Here is a 15,317-nt window from a genome sequence, read left to right as displayed (position 1 = left end):
GTGACCCGGGATAATTCTTTAGTCCAAACGCCTGCGCCGAACGTGAAACCAGGGCGAAAAATGTGCCGATATTTCGCCGTGGCTGCCCGCTCGGCGTCCAACTTAGTACCCGTAGGCGGTGCCGTTGCCGAGGCAGACCAGCGCTGAGGTGTTCACCGCGTCGCGGTCGAGGATGTTGCGAGTGTCGAGTACGACGGCGCCGCCGGCCGCGCACCGCGCAATCGAGTCCCAGTCCAACTCGCTGAACTCCGGCCACTCGGTCAACACCAGGATGGCGTCGGCGTCTTTTGCAGCGACGTACGGATCGCGGGCGATGGCGACCGGCAGCTGGGCGCTGTCGATGCTGTCCAGCCGGGGATCGTAGGCGGTGACCTGCGCCCCGGCCCGGTGCAGCACGGTACAGATCGCGACCGCCGGCGAGTCGCGGACGTCGCTGGTGCCGGCCTTGAACGTCAAGCCGAGCGCGGTGATCTTCAGTTCACCGAGCGGACGCTGCAACAGGCGCCGCACCGAGGTCGCGATGCGCTCGGCCTGAGCGACGTTGGTGCGCCGCGCCGAGTCCACCTCGTTCAGCGCAACATTGTGCGCGCGGCCGGTGTGCAGCAGCGCCGCGGTGTCCTTCGGCAGGCACGAGCCGCCCCAGCCCGGCCCGGGCGCCAGAAAGTGGCGGCCGATCCGCTCATCGGCGCCCATGCAGCCAGTGACATCCCCGATGTCGGCGCCGACACGGCCGCACAACTCGGCCAGCGAGTTGACGAATGACAGTTTGACCGCCAGAAAAGCGTTGCTGGCGTACTTGGCCAGCTCCGCGCTTTCCAGGCTCATCCGCAACACCGTGTCGGTGTCCCCTACGTACAACTCAGCGACTCGCGCAGCGGCGTCATGGCGCTGCGCGTCGTCGGCGGCGCCCACCACCACCCGCTCGGGATGGCAGAAGTCATGCACGGCACGACCTTCACGCAGGAATTCCGGATTGGCGACGGTGTGGACGCCGCGGGTCTTGAGCAGTTCGGCTAGTCGGCGGCACGTGCCCACGGGCACAGTCGATTTCACCGCGACCACCGAGCCCGGCCGCAGCACGTCGGCCAGTTCGGCGACCGCGCGCTCGACCGCGCGCAGGTCGGCGCCGCCGTCCTCGTTGGTCGGAGTCGGAACGCATACGAACGTGACGTCGCGATCGCGCAAATCGTCGTAGTGACAGGTGAAGCGAAGGTCGCCACGCCGCAGGCCGCTGCACAACAGCTCGTCGAGGTCCGGTTCGTCGATCACCGACCCGCCCTGGCGCAGTTGGTCGACCCGGGCAGCATCATTGTCGACGCATACGGTGTCGATTCCCTTGGCGGCCAGGCAAACCGCGGTGGTCAAGCCGACGTAGCCGGCGCCGATGACGCCGACTTTGATGCGCTTGGCGGCAGCGGTGGCGGGCTGGATGCTCATGCGCACTCCGCAAGCAGTTGGCGGGTGGCGTCGATCACCCGCGACGGCGTGATCAGCAGCAGTCCGCGATGCGGGCGATCCCCATGCGGGTCGCCGCAGTCGCCTGCCCATACCGTGATGTGCCGTCCCGCACCGCGCGGCCCCCACCGGCTCGGCGGAGTGGGCCCGAACAGCAGCACCGACGGTGTCCCGGTAGCGGTAGCGATGTGGCCGACACCGGTGTCCCCGCATACCAGTAACTGGCAGTCACTGATCAGTCCCACCATGCCAAGCACATCGAGTTGTCCGGCCAGCACCGCTGACGCGCCCAGATCGGCTTGTGCGGCAACGCTTTCCGCGAGCGATCTCTCGGCGGCCGATCCGGTCACGACAACGCGGTGCCCGGCGGCGGTGAGCGCCGCGGCTACGGTAGCGAACCGGTCAGCGGGCCAACGCCGTGATGGTGCCGCCGCTCCCGGGTGGATGACGACGACGCCGTCACGGTGCGGGTATCCGTCCGGACGACCGATCGCCAAGTCCTCCGGATCGCAGGCGATACCTGAAGCCCCCAGCAGCGCACACCAGCGGTCCACTTCGTGGATTTCGGCACGCCACGGCGGGCCGATCAGCGATGGGTAGCGCGGATTGCGGTGCGATATCAGCGTTTTCGGATCACTGCTCAACAGATCGGCAATGCTTTCCGGGCCGCGGCCATGCAGGTTGACTGCCACATCGGGCGGCGGCCCGGGCCAATGCAGCTCGCCGAGTCCACCGGTGGGCAGCACCTCGTCGACAGCGCCGCAGAACAGCGCCAACGGGCCCAACGGCTTTGGCGTCGCCAGCACGATGCGGGCCGACGGGTAAGCCCGGCGCAGCCCGCGCAGCGCCGGGACGCCGGTGAGCAAGTCACCCAGTCCGAGCGCGCGCAGCACCAGCACTGTGCCGTCCGGGCTTGTCAAGGCCACGAGGACTCCTCCGAGGCGCACACCACCATTTCGCGGACCTCACTGCCGGGCGGCTGGCTCAGCGCGAATATGACTGTCTCGGCGACGATGTCGGGGTCGTTGAGCTTGGCGTTCGGCGGTGGTTTGTACTGTTCTTCGCGGTTGTCGAAGAACGGGGTGCGCATGCCGCCGGGGATCAGCAGCGTCACGCCGACGGTTCCGGCCAGCTCGGCGGCCAGCGCCCGGGTGAATCCGACGACGCCGAATTTCGAGGCGCAGTAGGCGGTGGCGTCGCTGACCGCCTTGATGCCCAGCGTCGATGCGCAGGTGACGACCCGTCCGTGCATGGCTTTCAGGTAGGGCAGTGCGGATCTGATCACCGCGGCGGTGCCGAGCAGGTTGACATGCACCACCCGTTCCCACTCTTTGGCGGATACCTTGTCCAGCGGGCCGCAGCTGTCGATGCCGGCGGGGGTGAACACACCGTGCAGCTGGCCGTCGACGCCGTCGGCCAATTCGCGTACGGCGTCGTCGACACTTGCGGTGTCGGCAAGGTCCGCACTCGCGTAACGCACCCCGTCCTGTGGTTTGGCGATGTCGATCACCAGCGGTGTGCCGCCGTGGCGTTGCACGGCCCGAACCGCGGCCGCGCCCAGGCCCGATGCGCCGCCCGCGACCAAAATGTTGCCCAATATCATTGTCTGCCTTTCTGTTTCGGCGCAGTCGCTTAGTGCGTCGCAGCGATGAGCTTCGACGACGAATACCCCGGCACGGTGGGCAGCAGCACGACTTCGCCGCCGTGCCGGTGCACCACATCGGCTTCGGGCAGCTCAACCCCGGTGTAGTCGCCGCCTTTCACCCAGATGTCCGGCTGCAATCGCTCCAGCGCCGCCGCCGGTGAGGTCTCGTGGAAGATCGCCACCCCGTCGACGCAGCCCAGCGCCGCCAGCACCCGGGCGCGGTCCTCGGCCGGCACCACGGGACGGCCGGCACCCTTGATGGCCCGCACCGATTCGTCGGCGTTGATGAGCACCACCAGCGCATCGCCCAAATCGCGGGCGCGCCGCAGCAATCGCACATGACCGGTGTGCAGCAAATCGAAGCAGCCGCCGGTGGCCACCACCGTGCCGCCGCGGCGCCGCACCCGCTCGGCCAGCGTCAGCACGGCGTCCATTCCCGTCACCGCGCCGGTCGGAGCAGACAGGTCGGGCATCGGCATCACGCTGGATACTCCGGCGGCACCGCCCGCTGCGACGAAGCGGGAGGCGGCGTCCACCGCCGCGGTGGCCGCCGCCAGCGGATCGGCGCCGTCCGCCAGCGCGGTCGCCGCGGCCACCGCAAAACGGTCACCGGCACCGCAGGTGTCGCTGCGGGAACTGCCGGCGGTGTCCGGCGGGAGAATGTGGTGCCCGGCGTGGCGGCGGTCGGCGAACATCGCTCCGCGTGCACCGAGCGTCACGCTGACTGCCCGTGCGCCCCACTGGGTACGCAGCGCGCCGGCCAGCTGGCCTGGGCTGAAAGTGCCGCGCGAAAACTGCTTGGCCTCAGCCTGATTCGGTGTGACGATCGTGCAGCCGCGGATCGGTTTGGGTCCGCGTGGGTGCGGATCCCAGACCACGGGAAGACGGCCCGCGGCCGCCTTGAGGATCGTTCGCAGTTGCGGGTGCGCGGCTACGCCGCGGCCGTAGTCGGCTACACAGACCGCCGCCGCCTGCTCCACAACCGCCGCCACCTCCGGCGGGAGCGCGTTGTCAGCCGCGTAACCGTCGCCGTGGTCGACGCGGACCACCGATTGGCCGCCCGCCCGGATCCGGACCTTGGTGGCGGTGGCACCAGAGAGCGGAATCCCAACGACCCGGATGCCCGGATAGTCGGCGGCGAACAGCCCGGCCAGTGTGCGGCCGGTCGGATCGTCCGCGGTCGCGGTCACCAGCACCACTGCAGGGTGCACGCGGGCGGCCAGCACGGCCGCCAGCCCGGCACCCCCGGGCCGCTGCCAGATCCGCTCCGGTTCCACCACGGGGACCGGTGCCTCCGGCGAGAGCCGGCTGGCCGAGCCTTCGACGTCGATGTCGAGAATCGAATCGCCAACGATGACAAGTGGTTTCATATGGCTTTGCTCCTGGGGCTGAGCAGCGCGTCGTCGAGCGCCATGCACAAGCCGTGCACAAGCACCAGATGAATCTCCTGCACGGTGGCCGTCGAATCGGCGTCCACGCAGATTGCGTCGTCGCTCATGGCCAGCAACGGATTCGGCGCCGGACCCGTCAATGCCCACGTGGTCACCCCGATCTCCTGCGCCGCTTTGACCGCGGCGAGCACGTTGGGGCTGGTGCCGCTGGTGGACAACGCGACCAGCACATCGCCGGGCCGGCCATGCGCCCGGACCCCGCGGGCGAACATCTCCTCAGGGCCGTAGTCATTGACGATCGCCGTCGACGCCGAGGTATCCGCGTGTAAAGCAATGGCGGACAACGGGTCTCGCTCGTTCTTGAAGCGGCCGACCAGTTCGGCGGTCAAATGCTGCGCTTCGGCCGCGCTGCCGCCGTTGCCGCATGCCAGCAGGCGGCCACCACCGGTGAGCACACCCGCCAGATGCGTGCCCCAGTCCGACAGCTGGGCGGCGGCGGGCCGCACCCGCGCCACCGCGGCAACCAGATCGGCGAAATGACGTTCGATCATGCTGCACCTCGACTCGCTACCTCCGCGACGGCCGCGACGACGTCCGTGGCGCTGATGCCGTCCAGGCAGGGATGTCCGGCAACCGGGCAGTCGCGCGCCCGCGTGCCCCGGCAGGGGGCATCCTGGTCACCCAGCACCGCCACCGTTGTCCCGTACGGCAGCCAGCGGGAGGCTGGAACCACGGGCGCGAACAGGGACACCACCGGCGCCCCGACCGCCGCGGCCAAGTGCGCGGGCCCGGTGTTGGGCGCTACCACGGCGCGGGCGCCGGCGAAGACCGAACCGAGTTCGGCCAGCGTGGTCTGCCCGGCCAAATCCAGCGCCACTTCCCCGGCGACCTGTGCGGTCAGTTCCCGCTCGGCCTCGGCGCCGGTGACCACGACGCGGTGTCCGGCCGATGCGAGCGCGCGGACCATCTCCGCGCACTTGCGAGCGGACGGCCGTCGCGCCGGCACGGCGGCCGCCGGGTGAAACGCCACGTACTCATGCGCGTTGAGCGCGGCACGCAGCGGCGGGGCCAGTTGCGGCAAGCGCTTGACCCGCAACCGGCCGTCGTCGCCGCCAGGCAGCCGATAGCCCGCGGCTTGCGCCAGCGACAACGCCCGCAGCGGTTCGGGGATGTCGTCGTCGACGTGGTGGCGCAGGTCCAGCAACGTCCCCGGATAGTCCTCGCAGATCGCGCCGATCCACGGCACGCCGGCCATGCGGCAGATGAGCGCCAGCGGCAGCGGGGACTGGTGAAATGACGTGAAAATTAAGACGGCATCGGGCTTTTCGTCGGCGATCGTGTCGACCAGCGACGCCACCGCGTCGGCGGTCACCGGCGGCGCGTCGAAGTCCACCCAGGCCGCCGCCCACTCGACCACCCGCTCGACGCCGGGCAACATCCGCGCGGCCGCACTGCCGCGGGGACCGGCCAGGAAGACCACCCGGTCGTAGGTGTCGGCGACGGCGCGCACGGCGGGGCCGGTGACCAGCACGTCGCCCAAGCTGTCCAGCCTGGCCACCAAGGCGGTCATCGAAACTCCTTGAGCACCAATGACACAGCCTCGTCGAGCGAGTTGGCGACATAAGGATGGGCGTCGGTGATCTCCGACCGTCGCGTTCGCTGGGTCGGCACCAGGATGGCCTTGGCCTGCGCGGCGCGCGCGGCAGCGACGTCGCCGCCGGTGTCGCCGATCATCACACACCGGTCGGGATGCACGCCGAGCGCGTCGGCAGCCGCAATCACCATGCCCGGCTGTGGTTTTCGGCAGGCGCACCCGTTGTCGTGGACACAGACCTGCCAGCAGTCGAACGGGCCGAATACTTCCTCCACCCTAGCGTTCACCGCGGCCAGCTGTTCGGGGCTGATCAGGCCCTTGGCCACCCCGGACTGGTTAGTCACCACGGCCAGCAGCAGACCGTGCTTGCGCAGCCGGTCCAAAGCCCGCCGCGCGGTCGGCATCGGCACCACGCCGTCGGGATCGTTGAGATACGGCCCGTCTTTGATCAGCGTATCGTCGCGGTCGAGCAGCACCGCCAACGGCGGCTCCGGTGTTGCATTGCGGAAAAGCCATGTTCCCCACGCTCTTTGAGCAACACCTACCGGCGGAATGAGCACGCTCGATGCCGCCATCGCGCCCGCCTCGCGGGGGGTGCGCGGGCCGGCGGCGATTCGGCGCAGCGTGAACTCGACGGTCAGGCCCAGCCAGCACAACGCGCCGACATAAGCCACCCGGCGCAGCCGTGCCAAGGCCCCCGCCACCGCGACCAGGAGCAAGCCCGTGGTCAGCAGATGGATCGGCAGCCGGCCACGGCCCTCACCGATCGCGGTTCGCCAGTTGCGGCCGTGCTTGCGACGCATCAGCGCGTCGTCGCGGTTGCCGCGCTGCGCGCGCACGCTGCTCCAGACCGAGGGCTGCGCCGCTGCGACCGGGTGCTCAGTTTTTCTCGCGCCCTGGATGATCCGTCCCCCGGCCCGGGTCAGGCGCAGCGCGATGTCGGCGTCTTCGCGGTAGGCGCGGGGGAAACGTTCGTCGAAGCCGCCGCAGCGCACGAGCGCCGAGCGTCGGTAGGCCATATCAGCGGTGATCCATTGCGCGTTCGCCAGCCCGAGCGTGCGCCGCTCGTCGTCAGTCGGTCGTCGTCCCGTCGGTGCGGGGACGGTGATTGTGCCCTGTGAGCCCACCACCGAGTCGTCGGCCCCGTTCAGGTCGGTGAGCAGTTGGGCGCACCAGTTCGGGCCGGGCACCACGTCGTCGTCGAGAAAGCAGACCCACTCGGCGCTGCTGTGTCGCCAGCCGACGTTGCGGGCCGCCGCGGGCCCGCGGCCACCGGACCGCAGCAGGGTGATCGGCAAAGCGGTAGCCGGCAGTTCCACCAGTTGGCCCGCGCCGGGCCGGTCGTCGACCACGATCACCGCCGCCGGTGGCGGGCCGGCCGCGGCGTCCAGGGCGGCAAGCAGTCGCCCCAACGACGGGCGACCGATCGTCGGGATCACCACGGCGTAGCCGAGGCTCATTGGTTGTGCCGCCGAATCATGAACGGGCCCAAGGCCAAGACGTCCAGCGGTGCGCTGCCGAAGCACTCCAGGGCATCTCGCGGGCTGTCGATTATCGGACGCCCCGCCGTGTTGAAGCTGGTGTTGACGACAACCGGCACACCGGTTTTGGCGGCGAACTCGCTGATCATCCGGTACAGCAGCGGCTGGTCGGTGTCGACGGTTTGGATCCGCGCCGTCCCGTCGACGTGGGTGGCCGCCGGAATACGCGCCCGCCACTTTTCGGCCACGTCGTGGATGAAAAGCATGTAAGGGCTGGGCAGCGGTCCGCGCGAAAAGATTTGCGACGCATGCTCGGCCAGCACCATCGGCGCCACCGGGCGGAACTGCTCGCGCCCCTTGACCCGGTTTAGCCGCTCGACGTTGGCCGGATCGCCGGGGTCGGCCAAGAGCGACCTGTTGCCCAACGCTCTCGGCCCGAATTCCGAGCGGCCCTGGAACCATCCGACCAGCAGGTTGTCGGCCAGGGCGTCGGCCACGGCGACCGCGATATCGGCGGGACGCTCGTAGCAGATGTCGGCGTCGTGCAGCACCGCGGCCACCTCGTCGTCGGACCAGCCGCGGCCCAGCGATGCCGAGGGCATCGGGGCGATCGGCTCGCGGTGCTCCGCGGCCAGCGCCAGTGCCGCCCCGAGCGCGGTACCGGCGTCTCCGGACGCGGGCTGGACCCAAACGTCATGAAAGCCGCCGCGGTCGAACAGCACGGTGTTGGCCACGCAGTTCAGCGCCACCCCGCCGGCCAGGCACAGGGTGTCGGAGCTGGTTCGCCCGGCCAGCCACGACACCAGCTCGAGCAGCACCTCCTCGAGCACCCGCTGCACGCTGCACGCCAGATCCGCATGCGCGGAATCCAGCGCGGTCTCGGCGGGATCCCGTGGCGGGGCGAACGCGGTCCAGTCGACCGGCTCAGTGCGAAATGTGCCGTCGCCGCAGGCATACACCAGCTCGCGCAGACGCTCGGCGTAGCTGGGCTTCCCGTAGGAGGCCATCGCCATCACTTTGTATTCGTCGCTGGACCGCTTGAACCCCAGGTGCTCGGTCAGGCTTTCATACAGCAGCCCCAGCGAATGCGGAAGTCGTTGGGAGGCAAGGATGTCGAGTTTGCCGTCGCGGTATTCGCCAGCCAGCATGGAGGTGGCTTCACCGCGGCCGTCGACGACGAGCACCGCGCTGTCCGGCTGCGGAGAGGCCAGCGAAGCCGACGCCGCGTGCGCGACGTGGTGGCGGACATGGCGCACGATGCCCGGGTCCAGACCGGGCAACGCGGTCGACAAAAACTGCGGCGCGCGGCGCGCATACAGGGTGCGTAGGTGCTCCCAGTCGCGGTCTTGGCCGTCGAGCACCCCGCCGGGTACCTCGGCGAGCGCCGGATCGTAGGAGTAGCCGACGGCGTCGAGGTCGGCGGCGGTGATGCCGCCCTGCTGCAGGCACCATCTCGCTGCCGCGGTGGGCAGTTCCCAGGTGGAGAACGCCACCGCCTGCTTGCCGTGCTTGCGTCGGGAGAACCGCTCTTCTTCGGCGGCGGCGACGATCTGTCCGTCGACGACGAGTGCGGCCGCCGGATCGTGGAAGACCGCGTTGACGCCGAGAATTCGCACGAAGTCTCCCCTCGCCGCCGAAGTGGCACATGTGTGGTTACCTTCCCGTAAGCGGTACCCAAGCTTGTTCGCGCTAAACGAGTGCTAAACAGCGACAGGCGGCACGATCTGGGTGCGGAACCAGTCGACGGTTTCCGCCAGGCCCTCTTCAGCACCGACCTTCGGTTCCCATCCCAATTGCTCGCGTGCGACGCGGATGTCCGGGCAGCGCCGTTGCGGATCGTCTTGTGCCGCGGGCACGTAGTGAATCGGGGACGTGCTGCCGGCGTGGGCCCGGATGAGCTCGGCAACCCGCAGCACGGTGAGCTCGGTCGGGTTGCCGATGTTGACCGGACCGGTGATGTCGCTGGCGGCCAACGCCAGCAGCGCTGCCACTGTGTCGTCGACATGGCACAGCGAGCGCGTCTGGTGGCCGCTGCCCGCGACCGTGATCGGCTCGCCCTGCAGCGCCTGCCGGCAGAACGTCGGAACCATCCGGCCGTCGTCGGGACGCATCCGCGGGCCGTAGGTGTTAAAGATCCGCGCCACCGCCACATCGGCCCCGCGGGAACGGTGGTGAGCGAAGACGAGCGCCTCTGCGAAACGCTTGGCCTCGTCGTAGACGCTGCGCGGCCCGATCGGATTGACGTTGCCCCAATAGGATTCGGGCTGGGGATGGGCCAGCGGATCGCCGTAGACCTCACTGGTAGATGCCAGCACGAAACGGGCTCCGCACCGCTCGGCGATGTCGAGTGCCACCGTGGTGCCCTGTGAACCGACCTTCAAGGTCTGCACCGGAAGCTTCATGTAGTCCGGAGGTGAGGCCGGTGAGGCCAGGTGGAACACAATGTCGAACGGTCCCCGCAGCCGTTGGTCGGTCGGCGGCTCGGTGATGTCATGTTCGATGAAATCGAGCCCGGGCCAACCCTGCAGATCGCTGACATTGGCCGCCGCGCTGGTGCACAGGTCGTCGACGCATACCACGCGGGCGCCGGCCCGCAGCAGCCATTCGCACAAGTGGGTGCCGAGAAAACCGGCGCCTCCGGTGACCAGGACGCGACTTGGCTGACGCACCTGACGCGGATACCCGCATGACCATCCGGCAAACGTTTTCCGCCTGTCGTGCCGGGGTAGCTTTGCGGGCATGGATCAATCGCCGCGAACCTCCTTCGTCATCGCGACCAGGGACCGCGCCGACGATCTGACCGAGACGCTGACCCGGCTCCTGAACACCACGCCGTGTCCAATCATTGTGGTGGACAACTGTTCTCACGATCAGACTCGCGACGTCACCGCCGAGCTTTCCGGTCGCTATCCCAGTCGTGTGGTGTTGCTGGCGTTGAGCAGCAACCGCGGCGCGGTGGCCCGCAATATCGGCGTCGCCGCTTGCCGCACCCCCTATGTCGCGTTCTGCGACGACGACTCGTGGTGGCAACCCGAGTCGGTCGCGATCGGCGAGAGCGAGTTCGACCAGCACCCCGATTTGGCGGTGCTGGCAGCGCGAACCGTCGTGGAGCCCGGTGGCCGAACCGACCCGTTTTGCGACGAGCTGGCGGGCAGCGCACTCGGCCACGTCGACAGGCTTCCGGGACCGTCGATCCTGGGATTCCAGTCCTGTGCCGCGATGGTCCGCAAGACCGCATTCGAATCGGTGGGTGGCTTTTCTCGGGTGCTGCATTTCCGCGGCGAAGAACAGTTGCTCGCAGTGGATTTGGCGGCGGCGGGCTGGCAGCTGTGCTACTGCGACCGCATGGTCGCCTTTCACCGGCCGTCGCCGAGGCGCTCGGCTCCGGCCGCGCAGCGGGCGCGGGTGCTGCGCAACGATTTTCTGACGTCGTGCATGCGGCGACCGCTGCCGGTGTGCCTGGCGACGGGCGCGGCATTGCTCCGCGCCGCCACCCGTGACACCGCGTACGTGCGCGCGGCAGCAGAGGCGCTGGCACGGCTGCCTGCGGCGCTGGCCAACCGCCGCGCGCTGCCGCCGCAGTTGGAAGAGCAGCTGCGGATGCTGGAAACTCCCACCCCGCGAGCAGACGTAAAATCCCCCATTTCGGCGGGAAAATGGGGGATTTTACGTCTGCTCGGCAGCTAACCGTGAGCGGTTACCGTCGCCGGCCGCTGCGCCGGCAACACCCGCTGGTACACCTTCAACGTGTCCGCGGCGATCCGGTCCCACGAGTAGCGCGACTCTGCTCGCTGCCGTCCGGCAGCACCCCAATCTGCAAGCCGCGCCTGGTCGCCCAGCATCGAGTTGAGCGCGCGCGCGCAGGCCTGCGGGTCTTTCGGGGGAACCAGCACGCCGGTCCGCCCGTCGACCACGGTGTCGAGCATGCCGCCCACCGCGGCGGCCAGCACCGGCACGCCGCACGCCATCGCCTCCACCGGAACGATGCCGAACGGCTCGTACCACGGCGTGCAGGCCACCACATCAGCCCACCGCAGCACAGCCGGCATCTCGCTGCGCGACACCGATCCGCATAACCGGACCCGCTCGGAGACACCCAACTCGGCGGCCAGCGCGGCTAACCGCTGCGCTTCAGGATCAGCGGCCAGTCCGCTGACATCGGGGCCGCCGACGATGCGCAGCTCGGCATCCGGGACCTGGGCAAAAGCCCGGATCAAGATGTCGAAGCCCTTCCGGGGTACCAGCCGGCCCACCGACACGACGCGCCGCGGCCCGGGGTGGGCGCCGCGGACACCATCCAGGCAGAACCGGGCCAGGTCGACACCGCAGGGAACCACCGAAATCCGTGAGCGCGGCCGTCCCAGCCGCACCAGCTCGAAGACTTCGTCGGTGCAGGTGGCCGTCACCCAATCCACCCGCCGCGCCACCGATTGCTCCAGCCGCAGCCGGGCCGGCGGGCTCGTGTCCTGCACACCTTGATGGCGCCGTTTGACCACACCGAGCGCGTGGAAGGTCTGAACCGTCGGCACCCGACGCCGGCGGGCCGCCCGCAAGGTGGCGATACCGGACATCCAGAAATGCGCGTGGGCGACGTCGGGCCGCTCGTCGCGCCACTGGTCCGCTAAGAAACGCCCGAAAGCCGGCATGTGTTCGAGCAATTCGTCCTTGGGCAGCATCTGAGGTGGTCCGGCCGGCACGTGAACCACGGTGTAGCCGTCGTCGGTCTGGACCCGCTCCGGCAGGTCGGGGTTGTCGCGGCGGGTATAGACGAGCACCTCGTGCCCGCGCCGGGCCATCGCGGCCGACAGTTCGGCGACATGCACGTTCTGGCCACCCGCGTCGACGCCGCCCAGCGCCGCTAGCGGGCTCGCATGTTCGGACACCATGGCGATCCTCATGCGGCTTGCCTTCCTGGCGCTTCGGCGGTTGTCAGGTGCACTCATGCGCACGCGTCCTCGATGAGCTGGTCCCAGTCGCGCAGAAACCGGTCGAGGCCAAAGTGGTGTAATGCGAACTGGCGCGCCGACTTTCCGGCTGCGCGCGCCGCCTCGGGATCCTCGACGTAGCGCCGCAGCGCGTCGGCGAGCGTGTCGACGTCGGCGCTGACCACACCAGCCTCACTCGGCACGGCTAGCGGAGCCATGGTCGATCCCACAGCAACAACAGGCATCCCGAGATGCATCGCCTCCAGCAGCGAGAGCCCCAGCGACGTCCACCGCGCGGTGTGCACATACACCCGCCGACGTGCCACCTCCTGGTACAGTGCCGGCGGCAACACATCGCCCCGACCGCGAACACGTGGACCCCAGCCCGGGTCGTTCAGCTCTGGCGTGCCGATTCCCCAAACCTCGATCGGAACGTCGGCCGACAACGGCGCCAGCAAATCGGCGCCCACGATCCGGCAGCGTCGGGCCGGCTCGTTGATCATGGTCGCCGCGGCCGACAGCTCGCCGGTGTACAGGTCGCCGGGATCGACGATGCCGTGGGTGATGACCGCGGTCGGCGCAACTCCGTTGTCCCACATCAGCCGGTTGAAGTCGGTGACGTGCACGAGCGTGATATCCCTGCGGTCGGCGACCGGGTGCCGGCTTTCGGCCGGCGACGGCCGCGGCGCATTGTGTTCGACGTAAACCGTTGGGACATCGACACCCGGGCGCCGGCCCGACCATGCCGCCATCAGCTCCAGCTCGTGCGGGCGTTGTATCACCGCGACATCGATGGGCTCATCGGCCAGCCGATCGATTTCTACTTCGCGCGCCCGCGGCCAGCATCGACCGCTAAGTCCCCGACCGTCGGCATCCTTGGCAGCGTTGACCGGAACGATATACCGGTGCCGACCCCGCACGAACGCCTCGGTCCACGAGCCGTGGACATGCCAGAGCAAAACGCTTCTCGCCGTCGCTGTCGGCATCGGGAAGTACTTCCCTCACTCTTTGACCGCCAAACATTGCCCAATTTGAGCGGCGCTGGTGCATCGAGACGACGGCCGTGACCTGCTGTTTGAGTCACCTGCGCGGCGCCGCGCCATATGTTGAGGCTCGCACCGGGACCGTCGACCGGGTGCTAGACGTCGAGCGAGCGTTACGACGAGGCTGTCAGCCCACGGGTGGCCGGGCCCTCCAGCAACGTACCGTCAGGCGCGAATCTTGATCCGTGCAAAGGGCATTCCCACGATTTGCTGGCGTCGTTCCATGCCACGATGCCGCCCAAATGTGGGCATACCGGTGAAAGCCTGTGTTCCACACCATCGATCTTGCAGCGCGCTTGCAGATGCCACGGCGGACCGCTCACCGCACCACCCTCGCTTGGCGCGCCGCGTCGGACGGCCGGCGTCAGCCAGCCTTTCGCCATGTGGAAGCCGACCTCCAGATTGGCTTGTACGGCCGTGGTGATGCCGGTGAGCTCGTGCGGGCTCCACGCCGAGAACGCGCGCGCCCAGTCCATCCGACCGCCCAGGATCCGTGCACTGAGAACAAGCGCCGCAGCGGTGCCTCCGGTGAGGCCCCATTTATTGAATCCCGTTGCGACAAAGATCTTTTCATTGCCGGGCAAAATCGGGCCGACATACGGCAAGTGGTCGACGGGCGTGTAGTCCTGCGCCGACCACTGATGGGTGGGAACAGCACCCGGAAAATGGGTCTGCGCCCACGACGACAACTCGTCCAACTCGGCAGTGGGACTCTTACGTCCCACGGTGTGTCCAGCGCCCGCGACAATGAGTCGCTCGCCGTCGCCGACCGGGGCATACCGCACGGACCTGGTCGGCGAACCGGCAGAGATAAACATCGGCCGGGTGATCTCACCGGGCACCTCGAACGCAAAGGCGTAGGACCTGCTGGGTTTGAGCCTTGCGAAGAATCCGCCCCGATCCAGGATCGGAATGCCGGTGGCCAGCACACACTGCCCAGCGTCCACGTCCACCTCCCCCTGGTTCGTCTGGACTTTGAGCCGCAGTCGGTCGCGGTTATGCGACAACCCGCGGACGCGGGCATTTTCCACCAGCCTGCCACCACGACTGGTGAGCTCGTCAACGAGCTTGTCCAGCAACGGCATTGGATCGAACTGTGCCTGATCGTCCAGTCGCACACCGCCGTGGAACGGGAAAGGGACACCAGCATCGTCGTCCCACTCGGCGTCCAGCCCAGCAAGCCGGCACGCCGTCAGCTCCGCGCGCGCCGACGGCACTTCTTTGGCGGACTGGGCGTAGGTGTAGTCAGCCTCGCGCTGCACCGCAACGTCGTTGTCCTCGCAATAGCGCAGTAGCCACCCTTGGCCCTCCCGACTGCCTCGCACGTAGTCGCGGGCGATGTCCGCCCCGTGGCGGGCCACGATCTTGGTCAACGAGGTGCCCTGAAGCAGGCTGATCTTCCCGGTGGTATTGCCAGTGGTCACCGCGCCGGGACTGCGAGCTTCCAATACGAGCACGTCCATGCCCGCCCTGGCGAGCAGCACGGCGGTGATCAGGCCGGTGATGCCGGCACCGACCACCGCCACCTCAGCGGAGCGCATCTGCTCATCGAGGTGCTCTGCCGATAGCACGTGTTCGCGCCTTTGGGACAACCACAGCGACGTCATCGCTCGCACATACCCGACGTGGTCGCCACCAAACTCGCCGCCGGACGGGGGCGCACGCGTGGGCAGCGTCACAATTGCGGCTTAACCGCGTTTCACCAGGCCAGACACTGCCGGGAAAGGTCCGCCGGATATCTGTGTCGACAGCGCATGTTTGAGGCCTCGGCAGCCTGGGAATC

Annotated in this window: 13 protein-coding genes; 1 reads left to right on the top strand and 12 read right to left on the bottom strand. The window is 68.6% G+C overall.

Annotated elements, in window-relative coordinates:
* Positions 1-102: 102 nt before the first annotated feature.
* From G6N15_RS16080 to G6N15_RS16040, 9 genes are all read right to left on the bottom strand, one after another.
* A complete protein-coding gene (locus G6N15_RS16080) occupies positions 103-1,437 on the bottom strand; it encodes a UDP-glucose dehydrogenase family protein (RefSeq protein WP_083087929.1) in 1,335 nt (444 codons plus the stop codon).
* The gene (locus tag G6N15_RS16075) at positions 1,434-2,381 is read right to left on the bottom strand and encodes a glycosyltransferase family 9 protein (protein WP_232070253.1); all 948 of its coding nucleotides are present in this window, start codon (positions 2,379-2,381) and stop codon (positions 1,434-1,436) included. The genes G6N15_RS16080 and G6N15_RS16075 overlap by 4 nt, the downstream gene beginning before the upstream one ends.
* Complete coding sequence (locus tag G6N15_RS16070) at positions 2,372-3,058, bottom strand: SDR family oxidoreductase (protein WP_083087930.1); 687 nt, start codon at positions 3,056-3,058, stop codon at positions 2,372-2,374. The genes G6N15_RS16075 and G6N15_RS16070 overlap by 10 nt, the downstream gene beginning before the upstream one ends.
* Positions 3,059-3,087: 29 nt before the next feature.
* Positions 3,088-4,470 (bottom strand): PfkB family carbohydrate kinase, encoded by a 1,383-nt coding sequence (locus G6N15_RS16065; RefSeq protein ID WP_083087931.1) that lies wholly within the window; start codon positions 4,468-4,470, stop codon positions 3,088-3,090.
* Entirely contained in the window at positions 4,467-5,042 is a 576-nt protein-coding gene (locus G6N15_RS16060) for a D-sedoheptulose-7-phosphate isomerase (RefSeq protein WP_083087932.1), read from the bottom strand. Before G6N15_RS16060 ends, G6N15_RS16065 begins: the two co-directional genes overlap by 4 nt.
* Positions 5,039-6,061 carry a glycosyltransferase family 9 protein gene (locus G6N15_RS16055; protein ID WP_083087933.1) on the bottom strand — a complete coding sequence of 341 codons (1,023 nt, stop codon included), beginning with the start codon at positions 6,059-6,061 and terminating at the stop codon, positions 5,039-5,041. The genes G6N15_RS16060 and G6N15_RS16055 overlap by 4 nt, the downstream gene beginning before the upstream one ends.
* Entirely contained in the window at positions 6,058-7,545 is a 1,488-nt protein-coding gene (locus G6N15_RS16050; protein ID WP_083087934.1) for an HAD-IIIA family hydrolase, read from the bottom strand. Before G6N15_RS16050 ends, G6N15_RS16055 begins: the two co-directional genes overlap by 4 nt.
* A complete protein-coding gene (locus G6N15_RS16045) occupies positions 7,542-9,182 on the bottom strand; it encodes a carbamoyltransferase family protein (protein WP_083087936.1) in 1,641 nt (546 codons plus the stop codon). Before G6N15_RS16045 ends, G6N15_RS16050 begins: the two co-directional genes overlap by 4 nt.
* 84 nt (positions 9,183-9,266) lie before the next feature.
* A complete protein-coding gene (locus G6N15_RS16040; protein ID WP_232070252.1) occupies positions 9,267-10,235 on the bottom strand; it encodes a UDP-glucuronic acid decarboxylase family protein in 969 nt (322 codons plus the stop codon).
* 70 nt (positions 10,236-10,305) lie between these two features.
* Here G6N15_RS16040 and G6N15_RS16035 point away from each other — a divergent pair, with 70 nt between their 5' ends.
* Positions 10,306-11,253, top strand: coding sequence for a glycosyltransferase family 2 protein (locus tag G6N15_RS16035; RefSeq protein WP_083087940.1), 948 nt, complete (start codon positions 10,306-10,308; stop codon positions 11,251-11,253).
* Here the strand turns inward: G6N15_RS16035 and G6N15_RS16030 are convergent.
* The 3 genes from G6N15_RS16030 to G6N15_RS16020 form a co-directional block, all read right to left on the bottom strand.
* Positions 11,250-12,464: a glycosyltransferase gene (locus G6N15_RS16030; protein WP_083087942.1), complete on the bottom strand. Its 1,215-nt coding sequence runs from the start codon at positions 12,462-12,464 to the stop codon at positions 11,250-11,252. The two genes, G6N15_RS16035 and G6N15_RS16030, sit on opposite strands and share 4 nt — an antisense overlap.
* A 41-nt stretch (positions 12,465-12,505) precedes the next feature.
* Positions 12,506-13,477 (bottom strand): glycosyltransferase, encoded by a 972-nt coding sequence (locus G6N15_RS16025; protein WP_083087944.1) that lies wholly within the window; start codon positions 13,475-13,477, stop codon positions 12,506-12,508.
* Positions 13,478-13,647: 170 nt separating this feature from the next.
* Positions 13,648-15,141, bottom strand: coding sequence for an FAD-dependent oxidoreductase (locus G6N15_RS16020; protein WP_083087986.1), 1,494 nt, complete (start codon positions 15,139-15,141; stop codon positions 13,648-13,650).
* Between the last annotated feature and the right edge of the window lie 176 nt (positions 15,142-15,317).

The organism is Mycobacterium noviomagense (genome assembly GCF_010731635.1).
Lineage (GTDB): Bacteria > Actinomycetota > Actinomycetes > Mycobacteriales > Mycobacteriaceae > Mycobacterium > Mycobacterium noviomagense.
The sequence above is the reverse complement of the archived record's forward strand: the minus strand, read 5'-3'. Positions and strand labels throughout refer to the sequence as shown.

Coding starts and splice junctions, on each gene's coding strand:
- G6N15_RS16080 (WP_083087929.1), bottom strand. CDS start 1,437: ATGAGCATCCAGCCCGCCACCGCTGCCGCCAAGCGCATCAAAGTCGGC.
- G6N15_RS16070 (WP_083087930.1), bottom strand. CDS start 3,058: ATGATATTGGGCAACATTTTGGTCGCGGGCGGCGCATCGGGCCTGGGC.
- G6N15_RS16065 (WP_083087931.1), bottom strand. CDS start 4,470: ATGAAACCACTTGTCATCGTTGGCGATTCGATTCTCGACATCGACGTC.
- G6N15_RS16060 (WP_083087932.1), bottom strand. CDS start 5,042: ATGATCGAACGTCATTTCGCCGATCTGGTTGCCGCGGTGGCGCGGGTG.
- G6N15_RS16055 (WP_083087933.1), bottom strand. CDS start 6,061: ATGACCGCCTTGGTGGCCAGGCTGGACAGCTTGGGCGACGTGCTGGTC.
- G6N15_RS16050 (WP_083087934.1), bottom strand. CDS start 7,545: ATGAGCCTCGGCTACGCCGTGGTGATCCCGACGATCGGTCGCCCGTCG.
- G6N15_RS16035 (WP_083087940.1), top strand. CDS start 10,306: ATGGATCAATCGCCGCGAACCTCCTTCGTCATCGCGACCAGGGACCGC.
- G6N15_RS16030 (WP_083087942.1), bottom strand. CDS start 12,464: ATGAGGATCGCCATGGTGTCCGAACATGCGAGCCCGCTAGCGGCGCTG.
- G6N15_RS16025 (WP_083087944.1), bottom strand. CDS start 13,477: ATGCCGACAGCGACGGCGAGAAGCGTTTTGCTCTGGCATGTCCACGGC.
- G6N15_RS16020 (WP_083087986.1), bottom strand. CDS start 15,141: ATGACGTCGCTGTGGTTGTCCCAAAGGCGCGAACACGTGCTATCGGCA.